Origin of the sequence: Shewanella seohaensis, assembly GCF_023283775.1 — a bacterium.
Lineage (GTDB): Bacteria > Pseudomonadota > Gammaproteobacteria > Enterobacterales > Shewanellaceae > Shewanella > Shewanella seohaensis.
Map to the genome: position 1 here is coordinate 44,056 of NZ_JAKILE010000002.1, position 20,498 is coordinate 64,553.

Below are 20,498 nucleotides of genomic sequence, written 5' to 3' on the forward strand. Positions count from 1 at the left end.
ATAATAGCATTATGCTTATAATCATCCTTTGACATCATAGAGTAAGGCTCAGGTTAAAACCAAAGTGTAATCCCTATGCGGATGACATTTTGTATTATTTTGCGAATAGAGTCAGTATCATGTCGTTTATACCGAATATTGAGGAGCCGTTGTGGATTTAGCTACAGTTATAGGACTAGTCGGGGGCTTTGGTTTTATCCTTTGGGCTATGATGACCAGCGGCGGCCTGGCAATCTTTATCGACGTCCCCTCAGTGTTTATCGTGTTCGGTGGTTCATTCTTCGTCGTAATGATGAAATTCAATCTCAAACAGTTTTTGGGGGCGGTAAAAATCGCCGTCAAAGCCTTTATGTTTAAGATTGATAAGCCTGAAGATCTTATCGAGCAATCCGTGACTATGGCGGACGCCGCCCGTAAAGGCGGATTCCTTGCCCTCGAAGAAGCGCAAATTTCCAACAGTTTTATGCAAAAAGCCGTCGATATGTTGGTCGATGGTCACGATGGTGAAGTGGTGCGCGCCGCACTTGAAAAAGACATTGCCCTTACAGAAGAGCGCCATCGCAACGGCATTGCGATTTTTAGGGCCTTTGGTGACGTTGGCCCCGCGATGGGGATGATTGGTACCTTAGTGGGCTTGGTGGCCATGTTATCCAACATGTCGGATCCCAAATCGATTGGTCCATCGATGGCGGTGGCCTTGTTAACGACGCTGTACGGCGCCGTGGTCGCCAACATGGTGTGTATTCCCATTGCCGATAAACTCACCCTACGCATGGGTGAAGAAATGCTTAACCGCAACCTGATTATGGATGCGGTATTAGCCATTCAAGATGGCCAAAACCCACGGGTGATTGAAGGTTTCTTGAAGAATTATCTTGCTGAAAAACAGCGGAAAATCGATACAACGGACGGAGAGTAGCCCATGGCTAAGTGCAACTGTCCACCGCCCGGAGCACCGCTCTGGTTGGCAACATTTGCCGATTTGATGTCCCTCTTGATGTGTTTCTTCGTGCTGCTGCTGTCATTCTCCGAAATGGACGTGATGAAGTTTAAGCAGATCGCAGGCTCGATGAAGTATGCCTTCGGGGTGCAAAACAAGGTCGAAGTCAAAGACATTCCTAAGGGGACGTCTGTGATTGCATTGGAGTTTCGTCCTGGTCGTCCCGATCCCACGCCGATTGAAATCATTAACCAACAAACCAACGAAATGACCGAACCCGTATTGGATTATCAAGCGGGCGAAGACGATAGCGCGGGAGGTGTGCAGCAGCAAAATGGTTCGCAGCGGGGCGGTGAAGCCTCGGCGACGGCCCAAGAAACGGCGGATGCGGTGAAGGCCGAAGCCGCGGCGGCGCAGGATAAAATCAATCAGCAAGTGAAGAAAATGGCACAGGAACTCAATAATGAGATCACCGATGGGGCGATCGAAATTGAGTCACTTGGGCAGCAAATCATTATCCGTATCCGTGAGAAGGGCTCATTTGCCTCAGGATCTGGCTTCCTGCAGCCGCGATTTAAACCCGTGGTGCGCTCGGTCGGCGAATTGCTAAAAGATGTGCCGGGGATCATCACGGTATCGGGTTACACCGATGATATGCAGATAAGTGATGAGCTCTATAGCTCGAACTGGGATCTCTCCAGTAAACGCGCTGTGGCAGTGGCCGATGTGCTGCTGCAAGTGAAGGGCTTCGATCCTAAGCGGATGAAAGTGGTCGGTATGGCGTCGAATAATCCAATCGTGCCCAATGACTCACCTGAAAACCGTGCACGAAATCGTCGTGTTGAGATTGCCATTGAACAGGGTAAAGCCAAAGAATCCGAAGAAATTCAAGTAGGTAAATAGCTTTTAATCCAAACCTGTGATTCGATAAAAACGCCGTGACTTGCTCACGGCTTTTTTATTTGTGATTTTTTGACTATAAGTTCAACTGTGCATAAGCGCACGCCACGAGCAGCCCGAGTGTGGAAACAGGTGCGTCAATCGCCGTGAGTTTGTTATAATCCGGCGATTATTCTTTTAACCAATTTTGCTGTTTACAAAATTGCCCGCGGAAATCCCATGAAGTTTATTGTAAAGCTGTACCCAGAAATCATGATGAAGAGCAAGCCCGTGCGCATGCGCTTCACCAAAATGCTCGAAACCAACATCCGTAACGTGCTCAAAAAAGTTGATGAAGATGCTAAAGTGCAACGTCAATGGGACCGTATTTGGGTAAAGGTGCCAAATGATAAACCTGAATTAGCTCTGGCCTTTGGTGAGCGTTTAGCCTGTATTCCTGGGATCGCCCATGTGGTGCAAGTGGATGAATACAGTTTTACCTCTGTTGACGATATCTACCAACAAGTCTTACCCGTATATCGCGACCAAATTGCCGGTAAAACCTTCTGTGTGCGCGTCAAACGTACTGGCTCCCACGATTTTAACTCTATCGAAGTCGAGCGTTATGTCGGTGGTGGTTTAAACCAGTTTACCGATGCGATTGGCGTGCGTTTGAAGAACCCAGAAGTGACAGTTAACCTCGAAATCGAGGGCGATAAACTGTATATGGTGACCAAGCGTATCGAAGGCTTAGGCGGCTTCCCAATGGCGACACAGGAAGATGTGTTGTCCTTGATTTCGGGCGGTTTTGACTCAGGCGTGTCGAGCTACCAATTTATTAAGAAGGGCGCACGTACCCATTACTGTTTCTTCAACCTCGGTGGCGCGCAGCATGAAATTGGCGTGAAACAAGTCGCTTACCATTTGTGGAAAACCTATGGTGAATCCCACAAGGTGAAGTTTGTGTCTGTGCCGTTCGAGCCTGTAGTGGCCGAGATTTTAGAGAAAATCGACAACGGTCAAATGGGCGTGGTGCTCAAGCGTATGATGATGCGCACCGCGGCGCGTATTGCCGAGCGTATGGGTATTCAGGCGATTGTGACAGGCGAGAGTTTAGGCCAAGTATCGAGCCAAACCTTAACCAACTTAAACGTGATTGACCGCTGCACCGATATGCTGATACTGCGCCCGCTGATCGCCATGGACAAGCAGGACATCATCAACGAATGTCGCCGTATTGGCACCGAAGATTTTGCTAAATCTATGCCTGAATATTGCGGCGTGATTTCGCAAAAGCCAACCGTTAAGGCGGTACTGGCCAAGGTTGAGGCCGAGGAGACTAAATTCTCTGAGGACTTGATTGACCGTATCGTTGAGCAGGCCGTGGCCATTGATATCAGGGAGATAGCAGAACAAATGAATACGCGTATCACTGAAACTGAAACCGTTGTTGCTATCGACACCAATGAAGTGGTGATTGATATTCGCGCCCCAGAGGAAGAAGAGAACAAGCCGCTGGAGATTGAAGGCGTGGAAATCAAGCGCATTCCTTTCTTCAAATTAGCGACTCAGTTTGCCGATCTCGATAAGCAGAAGACTTACCTGTTGTACTGTGAGCGTGGTGTGATGAGTAAATTACAGGCGCTATACCTGATTGAGCAAGGTTATCACAATGTTAAGGTTTACCGCCCTTAAGCGATAAGCAGTAATGCACGTGCGAAGGCCAAACGTCAATTTTGGCCTTAATGCGCATGAATTGGGGCCTTAATGCGCCAATAAGCAGGTAAACGAATACAAAAAAGCCGCATTGGAATGCGGCTTTTGTTTTACTGTTCAGCAGTGCAATTTATTCGGTCTTCACCACTTGCTGGGCCGGTAACACTTCATCGGCAAGCAATAAGGTAGGATCCTGCAGCGCTTCTTGATGCATTTCTTCCATCATCGCAGTCAGTTCGGCATTGATGCTTGCCTGTAAATCACTGGTGTCGATGATAATTTCTGCATCGATAACATTTGCGCTGACATTGGCACTGAGTGCGCTGACTAACACTAACGCAAAAGCAGATTTTAAATTGAACATAGTCGCCTCCGGGCTGACAAAGTATTGCTGTCAGACATTCCCATCACCCGTTCGAGATTGTCCAACTCATGTGTTTCGTTGGCGCAAAATTTAATCAAAAACGCTGGCCTTTACAAACGATTAAATGTAACAATACGGATTAGAAAAACTAATTAAAAATTGAGATAGAGATCACTATGTCAAGACGCTTACCACCACTGAATGCGGTTAAAGCATTTGAGGCCGCCGCACGGCATTTGAGCTTTACTCGAGCTGCTGAAGAATTGTTTGTGACTCAGGCTGCGGTGAGTCACCAAATTAAGGCGCTGGAAGATTTTCTCGGATTAAAATTATTTCGCCGAAAGAATCGTTCGCTGCTGCTGACCGAAGAAGGTCAGAGCTATTTTCTCGATATTAAAGATATCTTCACTCAACTGGCGGATGCGACCGACAGGCTGCTCGCACGTAGCGCCATTGGTTCGTTGACCGTGAGTATGTCGCCCAGTTTTGCGATTCAGTGGCTGGTGCCGCGCCTGTCGAAGTTTAGTGAAAAAAATCCCGACATTGACGTACGAATTAAAGCGGTAGACACAGAGGCCAGCTCCTTAACCGACGATGTCGACGTCGCCATTTATTATGGTTTAGGCAATTGGCCGGGACTGCGCGCCGATAAACTCCGCAATGAAGTGTTGATCCCCGTATGTTCGCCCATGCTGTTAAATGGCCCTAAGCCGTTATCAAAGCCGGAAGATTTAAAATACCACACCCTGCTGCACGATATGAGCCGCCACGATTGGCAGGCTTGGTTTAGACAATGTGGGATAAGTGATATCAACGTCAACCAAGGGCCGATTTTCAGTCATTCTTCCCTCGTCTTACAGGCGGCGGCCCACGGCCAAGGTGTGGCCTTAGGTTATAGCGTGTTGGCTCGCCCCGATATCAAGGCGGGGCGACTGGTGTGCCCATTCCAAGAGGTGTTAGTGAGTAAAGATGCTTATTACCTCGTCTGCCAACAGAATCATGCCGAGCTGGGGAAAGTGGTCGCGTTTCGTGAGTGGATGTTAGATATGTTTGCCGAGGAGTCACGCAGTGAGTTGTTGCCCGGATAATCCCTTGACCAACGAGGATGTTGCTTCAAGCGCCTATGTGTTAGCAGGCGAGCCATCAGAAACCTTGATTTTATTTGCCCACGGCGCAGGAGCGAATCGAGACTCCGACTTTATGTGCCAAATGGCCGCAGGTCTTGTCGCCAAGGGTTTTCAAGTGATGCGTTTTAACTTTCCCTATATGCAGGCCAATGCCGTGGATGGTAAAAAGCGCCCCCCAGATAGAGCGCCAAAGTTGCTTGCCTGTTTTAGCGAGATGCTCGATGTGGCGCACGCTCAACCTAAGGTTAAGCGTGTGGTCTTGATGGGCAAATCCATGGGCGGACGCATGGCGGCTTTATTGGCCTGCGATAGTGTGCAAGCGAGCCGTATCGACAGCGTCATTTGTTTAGGTTATCCCTTTATTCCGCTTAAGGGCGGTGAACCTAGGTTAGAATCCCTAAACGACTGTCAAGTGCCGGTGTTAGTGCTCCAAGGGGAGCGGGATAAGTTTGGCGGTAAGATGCAAATCCCTAGCTGGCCACTTAACAGTGATATTCAAATTGAATACTTAGCCGATGGGGATCATAGTTTTGTCCCAAGAAAGTCGTCAGGCACGACCGAAGCGGCTAACCTTGCATTGGCTGTTGATTTATCAGAAAAATTTATTGGTTAGTGCTTATTCTTAATGTGACCTAAAGCGTTCAGGCATGACTGCTAGAGCGTCGTCTGTCGTAAAGCCTATTGGTTTTTGGAGGTAAAAATGCGTAAAGGATTGTTGTTACTCGCCGCAGTAAGCGGATTTTTTGCGGTCGCGCTAGGCGCCTTTGGCGCCCATGGACTCAAGGCTGTCGCGCCGCCTGAGCTGATTGAGGTGTTTAATCTGGGGGTGCAATATCACTTCTACCATACCTTTGCGCTGATTGCCGTGGCCTTTGCCGGACAGTGGTTAACCTCGCGTTTGCTGGACTGGGCGGCGTACCTGTTTATGGCGGGCATAGTGCTGTTTTCTGGCTCGCTTTACGGTTTGGCGCTGGTCGGTAGCAAATGGTTTGGCCCTATCACCCCGATGGGCGGTGGCTGTTTCCTCTTAGGTTGGTTATTGCTGGCCGCAGCCGTATGGCGCCATAAAGTGGTGGATGGTAACGAGTCATAATGCTCGTATGGCGTAGCCACTGCGCCATGGGGGCATCCAGCCAATCACACAAAAGCCCGATAGCAAATCGGGCTTTTGTGTATTGAAATTGCTATACTGGCGCCCAAATCGATAGTCGGCCATGTTTATGGCTTGGATTTCTTAAGGATCTCCATGAAAAACCTATTTTTATTTTGCCGTGCAGGCTATGAGAAAGAATGCGCAGCAGAAATCCAACAGCGAGCCGCCGAGCTCAATGTGGGTGGCTTTGTTAAGGCCAACAACAACGATGCCTACGTGGTATATCAATGTTTTGAAGAAGACGGCGGCGATACCTTAGTGAAGCAACTGCCGTTGGATTCACTGATTTTTGCCCGTCAGATGTTTGCCGCAAGCGAGTTGTTGGCGGATTTACCCGAGTCTGATCGTGTCAGCCCGATTGTGGCGGCGCTCAGTGACGTGAGTAAAGCGGGTGAGCTGAGGGTTGAAACCCCTGACACCAACGAAGCGAAAGAACTGTCTGCATTTTGCCGTAAGTTTACCGTGCCTTTGCGCCAGCATTTGAAAAAATCCGGCAGTTTACTGGCGCAAGAGAATCCTAAGCGTCCGATTATTCACGTCTGTTTTATCGGCCCAGGTCGCGCCTACGCAGGTTATTCCTTCAGCAACAACAGCTCACCCTATTTTATGGGGATCCCGCGCCTGAAAATGGCTGCCGATGCGCCAAGTCGCTCAAGCTTGAAACTCGATGAAGCGTTCGCGCAGTTTGTGCCTAAAGAAGAACAGGAAGAACGGGTTCGCAGCGGCATGAATGCGGTGGACTTAGGCGCTTGCCCTGGCGGCTGGACCTATCAGTTAGTGCGTCGTGGCATGATGGTCTCCGCGGTCGATAATGGCCCAATGAACGAAAAGCTGATGGAGACCGGACAAGTGAAACATTTCCGTGAGGATGGTTTCCGCTTCGAGCCACAGCGTAAAAACATTTATTGGTTAGTGTGTGACATGGTTGAAAAACCTGCGCGCGTGGCTGAGTTGATTGAAGCTTGGGCCATCAATGGCTGGTTTAAAGAAGCGATTTTCAACCTCAAGCTGCCGATGAAGAGTCGTTATAAAGAAGTGATGGCGATTTTGAATACCATGCAGGAAATCCTCAAGGAAAACGGCATCAACGAGTTCCAGTTGCAGTGTAAGCACTTATACCATGACCGTGATGAAGTGACTGTTCACCTGTGGATTAGACCGAGCCAGGCTTGGAACTAATCTGCGGTTTTTCACCGTTCTTTTCGTGACTGAAGCCCCAAGTGATGTTTGGGGCTTTTTGTTTGGCTGTCCCACTATATAGCGGCCATAAAAAAACGCACCCAAGGTGCGTTTTTTGTTTCGCGCAAAGCGATTATGACAGACGGTCAAGCACCGCTTGAGTGAAGTCTGTCGTGCCGTGGGTGCCGCCTAAATCGCGAGTCGTACGGTCCCCTTCTTCAATCACTGCCGATACGGCTTTACGGATCAAATCGGCTTTATCAGCCATGCCTAAGTATTCCAGCATTTGGATAGAGGCTAAGATCACTGATGTTGGGTTCGCGAGGTTTTTACCTGCGATATCTGGCGCACTGCCGTGAACCGCTTCAAAAATCGCTGCATCACGGCCAATGTTGGCGCCGGGTGCCATACCTAAACCACCGACTAAACCAGCACACAGATCTGACAGAATGTCACCGAACAGGTTGGTGGTCACGATAACGTCGAAGTTTTCTGGGTTCATCACTAACTTCATGCAAGTCGCATCGACGATCATTTCTTCGGTTTTGATGTCTGGGTAGCGTTGGCTCACTTCACGGGCCACTTTCAGGAACAGACCTGAAGTTGACTTCATGATGTTTGCTTTGTGCACGATAGTGACTTTCTTACGGTTTTCTTTGCGAGCCAGTTCGTAGGCGAATGTCGCGATTTGCTCAGCACCTTGGCGAGTGACGATACTGGTCGCTTCTGCGGTGGTGCCGTCTTCAGACACTTTTTGACCGTGGCCTGAGTACATGCCTTCGGTGTTTTCACGCACTGTGATGATATCAATGTTTTCATAACGGGCTTGAGTGCCTTTGAAAGACAACACTGGACGCACGTTAGCGTACAGGCCGAATTTCTTACGTAATGTCACGTTGATAGAGGTGAAGCCTTCGCCTACTGGTGTCGTCAGCGGGCCTTTCAGGGTGATACGGTTTTTTTCGATCAGTTCTAAAGTACGCTGCGGAAGTAGTTCGCCCTGCTTCTCGAGAGCAGTTAAGCCGGCATCGGCAAATTCATATTCAAAATCACAACCTGCTTTATCAAGAATTTTTAAGGCTGAATCAATAATACTTGGGCCAATTCCATCACCTGGAATTACGGTTATCGTTCTTTTTGACATGGAGAAGTCCTTCCACGGTTCGTCGTTACTGCAATTGTCCGACCCGGGATTAGCCGGGTAACATGACTATGAATTTGGTGTTTTTTCTCCCCATTATTTTAACCGTCTTTGGTCAAACTTCACAGGAAATAGTGAGCAATATCACGATTTTTTATTGGGTAAAACTTGTAAAAATACTGGGTTATAACGATGATGGAGAGCCAATGGTTAAAAAAGTCTACTTTAGTCTAACAACTACATAAAAGAGGAAGACATTGAAGTTATTACCTATCACATCGCTAGTGCTTTTATCCCTCGGAATACTGCCCAATGCCCATGCAGAAACCAGCACTAAACCGCTTACCCTGACCGACATTATGCATTTTGAGTCCCTCGAAAAACCCGTTATCGCTGACAATGGTCAAGTGCTCGCGGTGGAGGTGGCGCCAGATCGTGGCGATAGCCATGGTTTGATTAAGAATCTACAAACAGGTAACGCGTTTCAGATTGAAGGTGGCTCGGATCCTATCGTGAGTCACACAGGCCGTTACGTAGCGATGGCGGTTAAACCCAGTTTACTCACCGTTGAAACCAGCGATGCTAAAGCGAAGAAAAAGCTTAAGGCCGATATGGTGCTGCTCGACACTGAAACGGGTACGCAAACCAAATTTGAACGGGTAAAAGAATTTGTCTTTAGCGACGATGGCGCACATTTAGCCATTTGGTTTGAAGCCGACGAAGAGGCCAAGAAAGACGCCAAAGAGAAAACCGAAGGCATTGATGATAAGCCCAAAGCCGAGAAGGTGAAGGTCGATAAGTTCGACCAAGGCCGTCGTTTGAGTTTAGTGAATTTGTCTTCGCCATCGCAGCGGGTGGATCTGGAGCATGTGACCGCCTATCAGTTTGATAAAGACAGTCGCCGCTTGGCTATCGCTGTCAATGATATCGAGGCGAAACAACATCAACTGCAACTGATTGATTTGAAAGACTACAAAAAATCAACGGCATTTGAATCTCAAACTCAGCAAATCGGTGCGGTTTCACTGTCGAAAAATGGTCGCTGGCTGGCCTTTACTCAAGGGGATGCGAGTGAATTACCCTATGGCCGCAGCTATCAGTTAAGCCTAGTCGATATCGCTTCGGGCAAAATTCGCCCCGTGCCAAACACCAAAGAGTGGACGTTAAACCGTTACGCCAGTTTAAACTTCTCGCTAGACAATGAGCGACTCTTCTTTGGCCGCGTGCCTGAAGTGAGCCAGCAGCTCAGCCTGAAGAAAATTGCTGAAGAAAAAGATCTTTACGACAAAGAGATAGTTACAGGGCAGCGCGGGCTTAAAGTTTGGCATGGGGACGATCCACGGATTAAACCCCATGAAATCAAACAATATGATAAAGAGCAAAAGCGCACTTACTTAGCAGTGCTGCATTTAGGTTCAAACAATGTGGTGCAGCTTGGCGATAAAACGGTGCCGGATGTGACTCTGTCGCAGCATAAGCGTTATATGCTGGCAAGCTCTGACTTACCCTATCGCAAGATGATCACTTGGGCGGGGTTTTATCAAGATTATTACTTGGTGGATATCAACACGGGTCGCAAATTGCCGCTGTTAACCCAACAACCCAGCGATGCTGAACCGAGCTTATCGGGCGACGGTAAATATGTGGCTTATTATCAGCAAGGTAATGTGTACTTATACGATATTGCCGAAGGGCGCCGTACTAATCTGACCAAGTCTTTAAAAGTGAGTTTTGCCGATGAAGACCATGATTATCCCTCCAATGCGCCGGGTTATGGTTTTGGCCCTTGGCTTAAGGACGATGCAGGTTTCCTCGTCTACGACAAATACGATGTGTGGCAGTTTAATACCGCATCGAAAAGCGGATTTGCCTTAACCGCAGGGCAGGGCCGCGCCCAAAAAATCCAATATCGTGTTGAAGGTTTAGTCGATAATCCCGATGAGCCAACCACACTGGCCTACAATGCCACTGTGCTGCTGCATGGTTACAGCGACAAGACTAAGGCCGATGGTTTTTATCAAGCGACCTTAGGCGAAGCGGGCGTTAAGACTTTGATGGAAGGCGAGTATAAATTAACTGTGCTTGGTCGCAGTAAAGATGCGGATACCTTAGTGTTTTCTAAGGAGCGCTTCGATCTGTTCCCTGACTTGTATACCGCAAGTTATCAGGCCCCGCAAAATGCCGTGAAGCAAACCGATTTAGATAAGCAGCGCCAAGCCTTTCATTGGAGCCAAGCCGAATTAGTGCATTGGACCAATGGTGATGGCAAGCCGCTCGATGGCGTGTTGATTAAGCCGACGAACTATCAAGCGGGCGAGCGTTATCCTGTGCTGGTTTACTACTATCGCTTTATGACCGACAGACTGCATGCCTTCCCGCAAATGAAGGTCAACCACAGACCAAACTTTGCTTGGTATGTGAATAATGGTTATGCGGTATTCTTGCCGGATATTCGTTTCGATATCGGTTATCCCGGTGCCAGTTCGGTTCAAGCCCTGACCTCGGGCGTGCAAAAGCTTATCGATATGGGCGTTGCCGATGCTAACGCCATTGGTTTACAAGGACACTCTTGGAGCGGTTATCAAACGGCATTTGCCATCACTCAAACCAAGATGTTTAAAGCTGCGGTGGCGGGTGCACCAGTGGCCAACATGACCAGCGCCTACAGCGGTATTCGCCATGGCACAGGGCTTGCGCGCCAATTCCAATACGAAACCGGCCAAAGCCGCATAGGTGAAAGCCTCTTTGCTGCGCCGCAAAAGTATATTGAGAACTCGCCGGTCTTCTATGCCGATCGCATTCAAACGCCGTTGATGATCATGTTTGGTGATAAAGACGATGCGGTGCCTTGGGAGCAAGGTGTTGAAATGTACTTAGCGATGCGCCGTGCGGGTAAGGATGTGGTGTTTTTACAATATGAAGATGAACCCCATCATCTGAAGAAATACCCTAATAAGCTCGATTACAGCATTCGCATGATGGAATACTTCGACCATTATCTTAAAGGTAAACCCGCGCCAACTTGGTTAAGCCAAGGCGAAGCCTATGTCGAATATAAAGCCGATGATGAGTAATCTTCTGTTTTAGGTTTATCTATAAAAACGCCACCGAAAGGTGGCGTTTTTTTATGACAATAAGGGCGCGAGCTAGCTCATTGAAATAGTCCTTTTGTACTCTTGGAATTACCATGGCTCACCTGTTTAGCATTAGCGTAGTCTGTAAGTTTTAAAGAAATACAAAGCATGCTTTGGGACAAGAAGAGCGTTAAATATTGGAAGACGAATATCATTGCTTGGTTATTGAATGCAGACCATATTTAAGGGCGAACCATGGTATTTGCTCAACGACACGCAGCAAGTCCTTCCTTGGATGCTCGACCGCCCCGTCCATGGGGCGGACGGTCGTCTCGCTAATCACCATGGCTCACCTGTTTAGCATTAGCGTGGTCTGTAAGTTTTAAAGAAATACGAAGCACGCTTTGGGACAAAAATGAGTTAGATTTTTTATCTAACGTGGAAGCTTTTTATTAGAAAAGCTATGGCGAAAACATGTTCTTTAAAAGGAATGCCTTTCCAAATGTTGTATTATATCTGTTGATACGGTCTGTGAGTAAAGCGTTTGAAATTTAACAGATGTGAGTTCTTGCTTTGTAAATGCTTAACTACGCTAAACCATTCCAAGTTCAGCGAGAACAATCGTTCCCCCTTCTCGGTATCAACAACATCGATGTCATTCAGTAAACAGTCATACTCTAGCTCAACTTGACGTCTCTTTGCATTAATGACTTCTATGCTTTCATCCATCTTATTTTTTACTAAGCTTCTGCTTTTCAGATGCATTTCTGAAATTGCATAGATGTAGCCATCCATAATTTCGTGCAGATCAATTTTATCACCATAGTTTGATAACTTATTTTTATTAACACCACCATCTATTAGTGCCTGCTTATCAAGCGGAACGTGAAACACTGCAAAATTTTGATTGTCTTCAGGTCGAGTGCGGAAGCCTGAAGTGAAAGTTCTGACAGGAAGCGAAGCATGTTGGACATAATTGCGCAGCTCACATCCTACTACGTATTCAGAGTTTTCATGGTATATCTTGTCTCGATGCGATTTTATTTCCTCTTTATCATTTTCTGAATCAGTAATTTTATTCACGAAACAAGTGATTTTTACAATATTGCCATCTATATTTTTGTGCTCGCGATAGTGGTCGTCAAGGTATCGCTTACTCAAATTTAAACTGTTAAAAAAAAGTCGATTTAGTTTACTTCGACAATCATGATTCTTAACGTAATCGCACGTAACGCTGTTAGAAATTACTCTGACACTCATCTCATACATTACAGATTTAGCATCAACGTAGGATTCTATAACCTGATCATATAATTCTTCATGATTGAGTATCCTTGATAGAACCTTCCTAGCATTGCTTAGTTCGCTGTACTCATTATCACTCATCTTGATTCTGTGAGTTACAAGTACATGACCATTCATAATGTAAAAATGTAGTTCTTTCAAATTATTAACCTTGATGATGATTGCAGTTTTTCATTTTCTACACATTACATAAATAAGTAAAGCTAGGTTAAATAACAATTAATTAAATTGCGAGGAATGAAATTATTGATAAGAAAAGGGGCATTAGCTTTTTAGCCAAATGAACAGTTCGATGGTCGTTAAGATTGGCATTGTTGCAACAGTGACCGTTGGCGGCATGGATGCCGCCGTCGAGCCTATAGGGACATATTCACGGCGTGTCACTGGGGAAACTATGACAATTAATCCTACACACCTGACGACGAACTTATCTCGCTTTGGGGCAAAAGCTTTTAGCCAGATGAACAGTCGAATGGTCGTAAAGATTGTCATTGTTGCAACTGTGACCGTTGGCGGCATGGATGCCGCCGTCGAGCCCTCAGGGATGAGTTTATGGCGTGTCGCAGGGGAAACAATGGCAATTCATCCTACACACCTGACGACAAACTTTTCTCGCTTTGGGGCAAAAAAGTTTTTAGCCAGATGAACAGTTCAATGGTTGTAAAGATTGTCATTGTTGCAACTGTGACTTTCTAAAACATCTAGGTTTTAGTAGGGCCTTCATGAATGCTTCTTGTGAAATAACAAGAGGTCTCACAGGGGAAAATGACAATGCATCCTACACTCCTGACGATAAAGTCATATTGCTTTCAAGCAGTTATAGAACATCAAAGGCAATGAATTAATATTGCATCGCCATTTTGGGAGATAGCTTAATAAGCTTTGGATATTTAGCTTAGAGATGATGGCGATATCAGAGCCAAATCAATTTTTGCTTGAGCTTTCAGCTTCTTTGGCGGTGCGGTTAACGATATCGGTGCCAGCGTCGAGATACTGTTTATAGGTATCATCCCCCCAGGCCACCAGTTTATCGTCTTTAAAAATCAGTGGGGTGCATTCTTCTTTGGTGGTCACGCCATCGGATTTTTCATGGTGAGTACGATAAAAGAGCACTTGTAGCTGGCCATCCTTAATGGATTTCGCCTCTGAAAAGTCGGCTTTGCCAAATAGGTTTTTGACGGCGGAAATATCCTGCCCTAGGGTTAACTCGTTTAATTTCTGGTTGTTATAAACTTGCCTGTCTTCCCAATCCATTTCATCCGGGGTGGGCTCATATACCAGCACCACAACAGCGACGAAGGCGACATACGCGGCAAATATACTACCAATAATGACCGAAGTTTTTGATTTCATTGAATCTAATTCCTTTGCATATCCAATGTACTATCTGGCAAGTCAATAAAATACGCCTTTGATGGCCTAAGGTAAACGGCTTTATTGCAACTTAGTGTTAACAATAGGTGCTAATCGACCTGCGGCGTATTGGTGGGGCCGTTAACCCTAAAATCCTTGAGGTTGATGTTTAAGGGTAAATCGATTTGTAACTGGGCTAATTTATAACTGAGGCGAGCCATGTCTCGTCCTTCGGCGAGTTTCTTGGCTTGTTTTGCGCCAAGATTGGGCAGCGAAGAAAACAACGCCGCTAGGGTCCTGAAGGTTCGCAGTAATTCTGCCGCCGATTTTGGGCCTATGCCTGCGATGCCGGGGATTTTATTGCCGCTATCACCAGCCAATGCCATTAAATCAAGAAATTGGCTACGATCGACACCCAATTTTTGTTCAAGCTCAGCGATGTTGAGGTACTGCTGATTAAAATGATCCCATTGACTGATACGAGGGTGATTGAGTTGGCTAAAGCCTTTATCGGTTGACACGATAACGGCCTCACCTTGAGCTTTGGCGGTTTTCATCGCAAGGGTAGCGATAACATCATCGGCCTCGGCTGCGGCATAAATCGATTGGATTGGTAAGCTTTTTAGGTGTTCCTGCAGTGCCGGTAAGCCCGCAGCCAGAGGCTCGGGCATAGGTTTACGGCCCTTTTTATAATCGGGGTAAAGCTGTTTACGCCAGGAGATCTCATCACCATCCCAGACGATGGCGACATGGGTCGGGTGGTGAATGCGCAGCAGTTTAGTGCAGGCGACACTCACACGCTCCGTTAAACTGTCCATATCGTTCTCATCTGGGATCGCCGCATAAATCCGGCGAACTAAGTTGAGACCATCGATAATTAAAAACTTATTCATTGGCGGTTATTGTTTTACTTCACTATTTGGTAGCAGGGAACATACGCGCTTCCCGGCAGTTTCATCCTATGTTGGGCGACAAAAGCGCCCAGCAAATTGTCCATCAGCTCCATTAAATGTGGATCCCCTTTAATGTGGAAGGGGCCTAGTTGTTCAATCTGCTTGATGGTGTCTGATTTTACATTACCCGCCACGATACCCGAAAACGCTTTACGCAAATTGGCGGCCAGCTCGGCTTTATTGGCCTGATAATGTAAATTCAAGTTGGCCATCACCTCATGGCTAGGGATAAACGGCAATTGGAACTCGGGTTCTATCTTAAGTCCCCATTGATATTGATAGGCATCGCCGGTAGCGCGGCGATGGGTTTTCACTTGCTCCATGCCTTGCTTCATCACCCGCGCGACTTCGGCAGGATTGTCAATGATGATTTGATATTTTTGCTGCGCCTGTGGCCCTAAGGTAGCGGCGATAAACTCATCAATTTTAATAAAATAATCCGCGCTCTCACTGGGCCCCGTGAGCACCAGTGGGAAGGGGGTATCCTGATTTTCTTTATTGAGCAAAATACCCAAAATATACAGTAGCTCTTCGGCGGTACCCGCACCGCCGGGGAAGATAATAATGCCGTGGCCTAGACGCACAAAGGCTTCGAGGCGTTTTTCTATATCGGGTAAAATCACCAGCTCGTTAACAATTTGGTTAGGTGGCTCGGCGGCAATAATGCTGGGCTCAGTGAGACCAATATAACGCGCATTCTTAATCCGCTGTTTCGCATGACCAATTGCCGCGCCCTTCATCGGGCCTTCCATCGCCCCAGGGCCACAGCCAGTGCAAATATCGAGTTCTCTTAGGCCAAGCTGATAGCCCACCTCGCGGGTGTATTGGTATTCGACGGCATTAATACTGTGACCACCCCAACAGACGACCACATTGGGGTCTTTCATCGGTGCGATGGCGCGGGCGTTACGCAAAATATCGAACACTACGTTAGTAATGTGGCTGGCGTTGGTGAGATTGATATGTTTAAGGGTGTCGTACTTGTCGCTGATATAAAGGATATCCCGTAGCACCGAAAACAAGTGTTCTTGGATCCCTGTGATAATTTGGCCGTCGACAAAGGCTTGCTCGGGGGGATTGATAAGCTCTAGCTTAACCCCTCGTTCACGTTGTAACACATTGATATCGAAGCTCTGGTATTGCTCGAAAAGCGCTTTAGAGTTGTCGGTCTTGAGGCCGGCGGCGAGGACGGCGAGTGAGCAGTTACGATACAGTTGATATAGGGCGCTCTTGGCACTATTTTTGAGGCGATCAACTTCGAGTTGTGAAAGCTGATCCATGCTGCCCTTAGGGCTGACTTTTACTATCATTTATCACTCCTTCGTCTCGACAGGAGTGATAAGAGGCGACGTATAGGCGGACTTTGTTATACGTCAATCACAACCCTGTCTCTGCTTTCATGTTTTGCTTTGTAGAGTGCTGCATCGGCGCGCTCGAAGGTTTCATGTATGAGCTCGTTCCCCATAACCTGCGCAGCCCCTATAGATACTGTAACTGTAATTCGCTGATTTTTAAATTTAAATGGAATATTTTTTACTTTCTCACGGACTCTGTTTAAAAGTTGAGCAATATCTCCACCGTCAATATCGGGCAGGATGAGCACAAACTCTTCACCGCCGTAGCGGGCGACAAACTCGGTATCCCGTAGGGAGTTCTTTAATGCCATGGCGATGACCTGCAGGGTTTTATCGCCTGTACTGTGGCCAAAGCTGTCATTGATACTCTTAAAGTGGTCGATATCGGCCACCGCAATCCACAGTGGGCTTTTATGGCGCTGATAATTGCGATACTCAAGTTCCATGCGCTCTTCGAGGGCAGCACGGTTGGGGAGCTGGGTTAAGCTGTCCAATAGATTGAGTTTTTGTTGCTCGAAGAGTCGCTCTTTATAGGTGTTCGCCTCGTTGCTCAGCTCGTTAAGCTCTTTGCGCATGGTTTCCATCGACTTGCGCAGCAAGGCTTGTTCACGCTGCTCTAAGGCTTCTTTGCGGGCGAGGGCGGAGCGAATCGAGCTAAGCTGCTCGGTCAACTGGGCTTTAAGATCGACGATATCGTCGGTGTCGATAATGGCTTCACCCACATTATCGACGCGCGAATTGATTTCACGGTTGAGCTGGGTTTTTAGCTGAAAACTGCGCTGGTTGTGATTATAGGATTCACTCACCACTTCACGTACCGCGGCTAAGGCATCGTTTAGGGCGTATAAAAACTCTTGCGAGGCCGATTTTTCGCGGGCGATGTTATCGAGCAGCAGAGATAAAATGGTTTGATAGGCTTCGAGCAAGGTATCGATTTCGACTTCCGATGCCAGCAGCTCTTTAATCACCAGCACTTGGTCGCGTTGATCTTTACGAAACTCGATTTCCGAAATCATCTGCGCCAGTTCGTGGGCGAGTTGCCTGTGCTTAGGCAAGACATCGAGCTTTTCAGTCTCGTTGAACTGCTGCTGCAGGATGGTATCGTAGAAACCAATGATTTGTTTAACTTTAGGAATATATTCCCACACAGTGTGGAACGGTTTAGAGAGATCTTGCTTGAAGTAGTTAACTTCTTTTTTGAGTTTTTCTGGCGCCGAGTTAACCCGTTGGATTTGGCGAATGACTTGAGCAAGCCCTGTGCGACTCTCTTCCAGTTGCACCATCACGTGGTTGTACTGACCCTTTAACAGCCGTTCAACATCAACCAACTCCGGTAATGCTTCATCGACTCGCTCAAAGGTATTTAGATTGTGGCGAAGTTTGGCAAGTTTATTATCCAGTTCTAAATTCTGCCCTTTGCAGGCAAGACTTAAATGGCCAATAAATTGGAGTAGTGTTTGTAACTTAGCATTCCTGTCTTCGTTTACTTCATCGAGGGCCAATTTTGCCGAGTGAAGTTTTTGCTGAAGCAATGCCAGCTGTGTCACTGTCGCGTTGGAATCCTTCATCCGGAGTATTTTCCTAACTCTGTAGGGCTAACAAGCATGACGTCCTCTGTCCAGATTAGCGGTAAACTCATATGCTTCTAATGTTATAACAATGGCGGTAGAGTGCAAATTGCTTTCCCCATGCCACGATGATTAATTGTCGATATTGATCAAATATTTTCTAATAAATGTCGATCTTGGTTATTTTCCCAGCAGGGCCAAATGATGTCGTCTTTGGTTGCGCTGGTGTCGACCCTTATCAGGCCGCGTTCAATCCCTTTTTCGAGATGTAAAAATAGTGGATCGGCAAAGAGTGTCGGTGGCACAAAATCTAAGGCTCTAAGGCTCACATAATGGCTAGTGTCATTTGGTAAACTGCGCGCGCCTGCGAGTGCCATTTGCAGGGTTTCAAACAGTAATTTAGGGGCTATTTTGATTTCTGCTTTAGTTAACAGCGGTAAGCTTATCCAGCCTAAATTAAAATGATAGCCCATGCCTTTGGTATCCAGCTGTGCCCGCAGTGTTTGTAACGCCCGCTGTGGTTCTTCTGCCTCGGTAAATCTTACGGCAAACAAGCCCTGACGGATCACATACACGGGCATCGACAATGCATTAGTGATATGGCCAGTTAATTGGCGTGTAATGGCATTGGCAAAATATTGGCCGTGATTCAGATCGGTACTGACATGCTCGCGAAATTCAATTAAGGCGAGGGCGGTTGTGGGCGCATTCGCTGTGCTTTGGGCGAGATCCTTTAACAGCGCGGCATATCCCTGATGGTGAGTAAAAGGCTCTTCGAGGCTTAACTGCTGCAACATGGCGTTTTGGCGTTTGTGCTTAAGGCGCTGATTGAGCAGTATGATGATCCCCACTAAGAGTACCGTCGCAATCAGGCCACTAAAGGCGAGCAATTTGTTAGTATTTTTAGTGGTTTCAACCGCATCGTTCAGCTTGCCTTGCAACATGCTGAGCTCGAGCTTGAGTTGCTGCTCGGCCAGCACGGAGGCGGAAACCGATGGATCTTTAGCTGTGCTTTCAAGCGTTTTGCTCAATTCGATAATGCGCTTTTGTGTGCTAATCACTTTAGCTTGGTCGTTGAGCTTTTCCGCAGACAGGGCGATTTGTGTCAGCGCCGATTTTTGCTCATCTTGCAATTTTAAATCACTGGCGAGAGTCAAAGCATTCTCGGCATGGCTCATCATCAGCGGCCAATCTTCCTTCGATTGGGCAATCTCACCGATAAGCAGTTCGTTATAGACTAAATAGTGATGGCTTTGTTTTTCTTGAAATATCTGATTCGCCATCAATAAGTATTTGAGGGCGTTTACCTCATCATGTAGGTGTGAATAGGCTTGGCCGAGATTGTGAAAATTTAGCCCTTGCGCGATGTAGTTACCGCGTTTGGCATCGAGCTGCTGGGCATTTAGGTAGTAATCGATGGCGCGGTTCCAATCACCTTGTTCGCCATACACCATGGCGATGACCGTCATACAGCTTGATAAATAAGTGTCGTTGCCCAGCTTTTTAAAACCTGCGGCAGCCTCATGGGCATTCTTTAAGGCTTCATCCCATTGTTTTAAATCCCGATACACCTTCGCCAGTTGCAGCTGCAGGTGGGTTTTCATCGAGGGATAATTGGAGCGATTAGACAGGCGAATCGCTTCGCTATAGTGTTGCAATGATTTAGTGAGTTGTTGATTTTTATTGTAATAATGCCCAAGTTTCGATTCGGCCGCCGCGATAAGGTAGTCGTTTCTAAGCTTGTAGGCGATATCACGGTAGGTATGAAAATGCATTAATGCGGGCACATCTTGGCGGATGACGAGGTGCAAACCGCCTAAATGTTCATGAATGGTGTGCTTTAGCAGCATGGATTCCACATCATAACTGTCGTTAATCCGTGTTAGCGCCTCATTATAAAATGCGATGGCCTCTTGGTATTTTTGTTCAGTACGGCCGATATAACGCCCCTTGAGCATAGCGACTGTGGCTTGTTCGAAGGGACTCTGCGCTATGCTTGCCAGTAATTCAATCAGGCTATTGGCGTCTTGAAAGCCAACCTTGGATTTCACATTTGGCTCGAGATTTAACCGCGCAAGCAGTTGCAGAATATGCTCGAATTCATCACTGCTGTAACCCTGCTCTTGGGCGGCACGTTCAAATTGTTCACGATTCTTAAAGGCAATAGGAAAAGAGATGGACTGGTTAAGTCTGTCATACATCTTCTGCGGCGTTTCACGCAATTCTATTTCTTCGGCCTCAAGATCGGCAGCCAAGGTTTGAAAAGAAATAGACATCAACAAGGTCACGAAAATAACAATGAGTTTATGCATGTGTAGGTGGCCCTATATTCCCTAAGTCAAGGAACTTATTTTGTTAGCTTTTGTTAGCGCCTAATGAGGATGCTACATC

Annotated in this window: 18 protein-coding genes; 10 read left to right on the plus strand and 8 right to left on the minus strand. The window is 47.0% G+C overall.

From position 1 onward, the window contains the following. The first annotated feature begins 151 nt into the window (after nucleotides 1-151). The 3 genes from pomA (at nucleotide 152) to thiI (ending at nucleotide 3,514) form a co-directional block, all read left to right on the plus strand. Nucleotides 152-919 carry a flagellar motor protein PomA gene (pomA, locus tag L2713_RS02420; protein ID WP_011717762.1) on the plus strand — a complete coding sequence of 256 codons (768 nt, stop codon included), beginning with the start codon at nucleotides 152-154 and terminating at the stop codon, nucleotides 917-919. Nucleotides 920-922: 3 nt separating this feature from the next. Next, nucleotides 923-1,843, plus strand: coding sequence for a flagellar motor protein MotB (locus L2713_RS02425; RefSeq protein ID WP_011623478.1), 921 nt, complete (start codon nucleotides 923-925; stop codon nucleotides 1,841-1,843). A gap of 216 nt (nucleotides 1,844-2,059) precedes the next feature. Continuing rightward, complete coding sequence (gene thiI, locus L2713_RS02430; protein WP_248966787.1) at nucleotides 2,060-3,514, plus strand: tRNA uracil 4-sulfurtransferase ThiI; 1,455 nt, start codon at nucleotides 2,060-2,062, stop codon at nucleotides 3,512-3,514. 151 nt (nucleotides 3,515-3,665) lie between these two features. Here the strand turns inward: thiI and L2713_RS02435 are convergent, their stop codons facing one another. After that, nucleotides 3,666-3,899: a hypothetical protein gene (locus L2713_RS02435; RefSeq protein WP_248966788.1), complete on the minus strand. Its 234-nt coding sequence runs from the start codon at nucleotides 3,897-3,899 to the stop codon at nucleotides 3,666-3,668. A gap of 176 nt (nucleotides 3,900-4,075) precedes the next feature. Between L2713_RS02435 and L2713_RS02440 the strand changes: the two genes are divergently transcribed. The 4 genes from L2713_RS02440 (at nucleotide 4,076) to rlmM (ending at nucleotide 7,358) form a co-directional block, all read left to right on the plus strand. Further along, entirely contained in the window at nucleotides 4,076-4,987 is a 912-nt protein-coding gene (locus L2713_RS02440; protein ID WP_011626781.1) for a transcriptional regulator GcvA, read from the plus strand. Next, entirely contained in the window at nucleotides 4,968-5,639 is a 672-nt protein-coding gene (locus tag L2713_RS02445) for an alpha/beta fold hydrolase (RefSeq protein WP_248966789.1), read from the plus strand. The genes L2713_RS02440 and L2713_RS02445 overlap by 20 nt, the downstream gene beginning before the upstream one ends. An 87-nt stretch (nucleotides 5,640-5,726) precedes the next feature. Then, nucleotides 5,727-6,119 (plus strand): DUF423 domain-containing protein, encoded by a 393-nt coding sequence (locus L2713_RS02450; RefSeq protein WP_011623473.1) that lies wholly within the window; start codon nucleotides 5,727-5,729, stop codon nucleotides 6,117-6,119. Nucleotides 6,120-6,272: 153 nt separating this feature from the next. Then, nucleotides 6,273-7,358, plus strand: coding sequence for a 23S rRNA (cytidine(2498)-2'-O)-methyltransferase RlmM (gene rlmM / locus L2713_RS02455; protein ID WP_011623472.1), 1,086 nt, complete (start codon nucleotides 6,273-6,275; stop codon nucleotides 7,356-7,358). Between the two features lie 133 nt (nucleotides 7,359-7,491). On the opposite strand, the gene L2713_RS02460 is transcribed toward rlmM, so the two are convergent. After that, nucleotides 7,492-8,502 carry an isocitrate dehydrogenase gene (locus tag L2713_RS02460; protein WP_011717756.1) on the minus strand — a complete coding sequence of 337 codons (1,011 nt, stop codon included), beginning with the start codon at nucleotides 8,500-8,502 and terminating at the stop codon, nucleotides 7,492-7,494. A 254-nt stretch (nucleotides 8,503-8,756) separates the two neighbouring features. Between L2713_RS02460 and L2713_RS02465 the strand changes: the two genes are divergently transcribed. Together L2713_RS02465 and L2713_RS20515 are read left to right on the plus strand one after the other, a co-directional pair. Then, nucleotides 8,757-11,573: a S9 family peptidase gene (locus L2713_RS02465; protein WP_248966790.1), complete on the plus strand. Its 2,817-nt coding sequence runs from the start codon at nucleotides 8,757-8,759 to the stop codon at nucleotides 11,571-11,573. A gap of 229 nt (nucleotides 11,574-11,802) precedes the next feature. Then, nucleotides 11,803-11,934: a hypothetical protein gene (locus L2713_RS20515; RefSeq protein WP_262251835.1), complete on the plus strand. Its 132-nt coding sequence runs from the start codon at nucleotides 11,803-11,805 to the stop codon at nucleotides 11,932-11,934. Nucleotides 11,935-12,083: 149 nt separating this feature from the next. Here L2713_RS20515 and L2713_RS02470 read toward each other — a convergent pair whose 3' ends face one another. Next, entirely contained in the window at nucleotides 12,084-13,019 is a 936-nt protein-coding gene (locus L2713_RS02470) for a hypothetical protein (protein WP_248966791.1), read from the minus strand. A gap of 151 nt (nucleotides 13,020-13,170) precedes the next feature. Between L2713_RS02470 and L2713_RS02475 the strand changes: the two genes are divergently transcribed. Next, complete coding sequence (locus L2713_RS02475; protein ID WP_248966792.1) at nucleotides 13,171-13,524, plus strand: hypothetical protein; 354 nt, start codon at nucleotides 13,171-13,173, stop codon at nucleotides 13,522-13,524. A gap of 278 nt (nucleotides 13,525-13,802) precedes the next feature. On the opposite strand, the gene L2713_RS02480 is transcribed toward L2713_RS02475, so the two are convergent. From L2713_RS02480 to L2713_RS02500, 5 genes are all read right to left on the minus strand, one after another. After that, nucleotides 13,803-14,231, minus strand: a complete 429-nt coding sequence (locus tag L2713_RS02480; protein WP_248966794.1) for a DUF3192 domain-containing protein — start codon at nucleotides 14,229-14,231, stop codon at nucleotides 13,803-13,805. Between the two features lie 110 nt (nucleotides 14,232-14,341). Then, nucleotides 14,342-15,124 carry a flap endonuclease Xni gene (xni, locus tag L2713_RS02485; protein WP_248966795.1) on the minus strand — a complete coding sequence of 261 codons (783 nt, stop codon included), beginning with the start codon at nucleotides 15,122-15,124 and terminating at the stop codon, nucleotides 14,342-14,344. Between the two features lie 14 nt (nucleotides 15,125-15,138). Next, the gene (gene ppnN, locus L2713_RS02490; protein ID WP_248966796.1) at nucleotides 15,139-16,494 is read right to left on the minus strand and encodes a nucleotide 5'-monophosphate nucleosidase PpnN; all 1,356 of its coding nucleotides are present in this window, start codon (nucleotides 16,492-16,494) and stop codon (nucleotides 15,139-15,141) included. Nucleotides 16,495-16,550: 56 nt separating this feature from the next. Next, entirely contained in the window at nucleotides 16,551-18,107 is a 1,557-nt protein-coding gene (locus tag L2713_RS02495) for a GGDEF domain-containing protein (protein WP_086902319.1), read from the minus strand. 149 nt (nucleotides 18,108-18,256) lie between these two features. After that, on the minus strand, nucleotides 18,257-20,419 hold the full coding sequence (locus tag L2713_RS02500) for a tetratricopeptide repeat protein (RefSeq protein ID WP_248966797.1): 2,163 nt from the start codon (nucleotides 20,417-20,419) through the stop codon (nucleotides 18,257-18,259). Nucleotides 20,420-20,498 lie beyond the last annotated feature (79 nt).

Excerpts from the sequence above, each read along its gene's own strand:
- L2713_RS02425 (WP_011623478.1), top strand. The coding sequence starts at position 923 with ATGGCTAAGTGCAACTGTCCACCGCCCGGAGCACCGCTCTGGTTGGCA.
- thiI (WP_248966787.1), top strand. The coding sequence starts at position 2,060 with ATGAAGTTTATTGTAAAGCTGTACCCAGAAATCATGATGAAGAGCAAG.
- L2713_RS02435 (WP_248966788.1), bottom strand. The coding sequence starts at position 3,899 with ATGTTCAATTTAAAATCTGCTTTTGCGTTAGTGTTAGTCAGCGCACTC.
- L2713_RS02440 (WP_011626781.1), top strand. The coding sequence starts at position 4,076 with ATGTCAAGACGCTTACCACCACTGAATGCGGTTAAAGCATTTGAGGCC.
- L2713_RS02450 (WP_011623473.1), top strand. The coding sequence starts at position 5,727 with ATGCGTAAAGGATTGTTGTTACTCGCCGCAGTAAGCGGATTTTTTGCG.
- rlmM (WP_011623472.1), top strand. The coding sequence starts at position 6,273 with ATGAAAAACCTATTTTTATTTTGCCGTGCAGGCTATGAGAAAGAATGC.
- L2713_RS02460 (WP_011717756.1), bottom strand. The coding sequence starts at position 8,502 with ATGTCAAAAAGAACGATAACCGTAATTCCAGGTGATGGAATTGGCCCA.
- L2713_RS20515 (WP_262251835.1), top strand. The coding sequence starts at position 11,803 with ATGCAGACCATATTTAAGGGCGAACCATGGTATTTGCTCAACGACACG.
- L2713_RS02475 (WP_248966792.1), top strand. The coding sequence starts at position 13,171 with ATGGTCGTTAAGATTGGCATTGTTGCAACAGTGACCGTTGGCGGCATG.
- L2713_RS02480 (WP_248966794.1), bottom strand. The coding sequence starts at position 14,231 with ATGAAATCAAAAACTTCGGTCATTATTGGTAGTATATTTGCCGCGTAT.
- xni (WP_248966795.1), bottom strand. The coding sequence starts at position 15,124 with ATGAATAAGTTTTTAATTATCGATGGTCTCAACTTAGTTCGCCGGATT.
- ppnN (WP_248966796.1), bottom strand. The coding sequence starts at position 16,494 with ATGATAGTAAAAGTCAGCCCTAAGGGCAGCATGGATCAGCTTTCACAA.
- L2713_RS02495 (WP_086902319.1), bottom strand. The coding sequence starts at position 18,107 with ATGAAGGATTCCAACGCGACAGTGACACAGCTGGCATTGCTTCAGCAA.
- L2713_RS02500 (WP_248966797.1), bottom strand. The coding sequence starts at position 20,419 with ATGCATAAACTCATTGTTATTTTCGTGACCTTGTTGATGTCTATTTCT.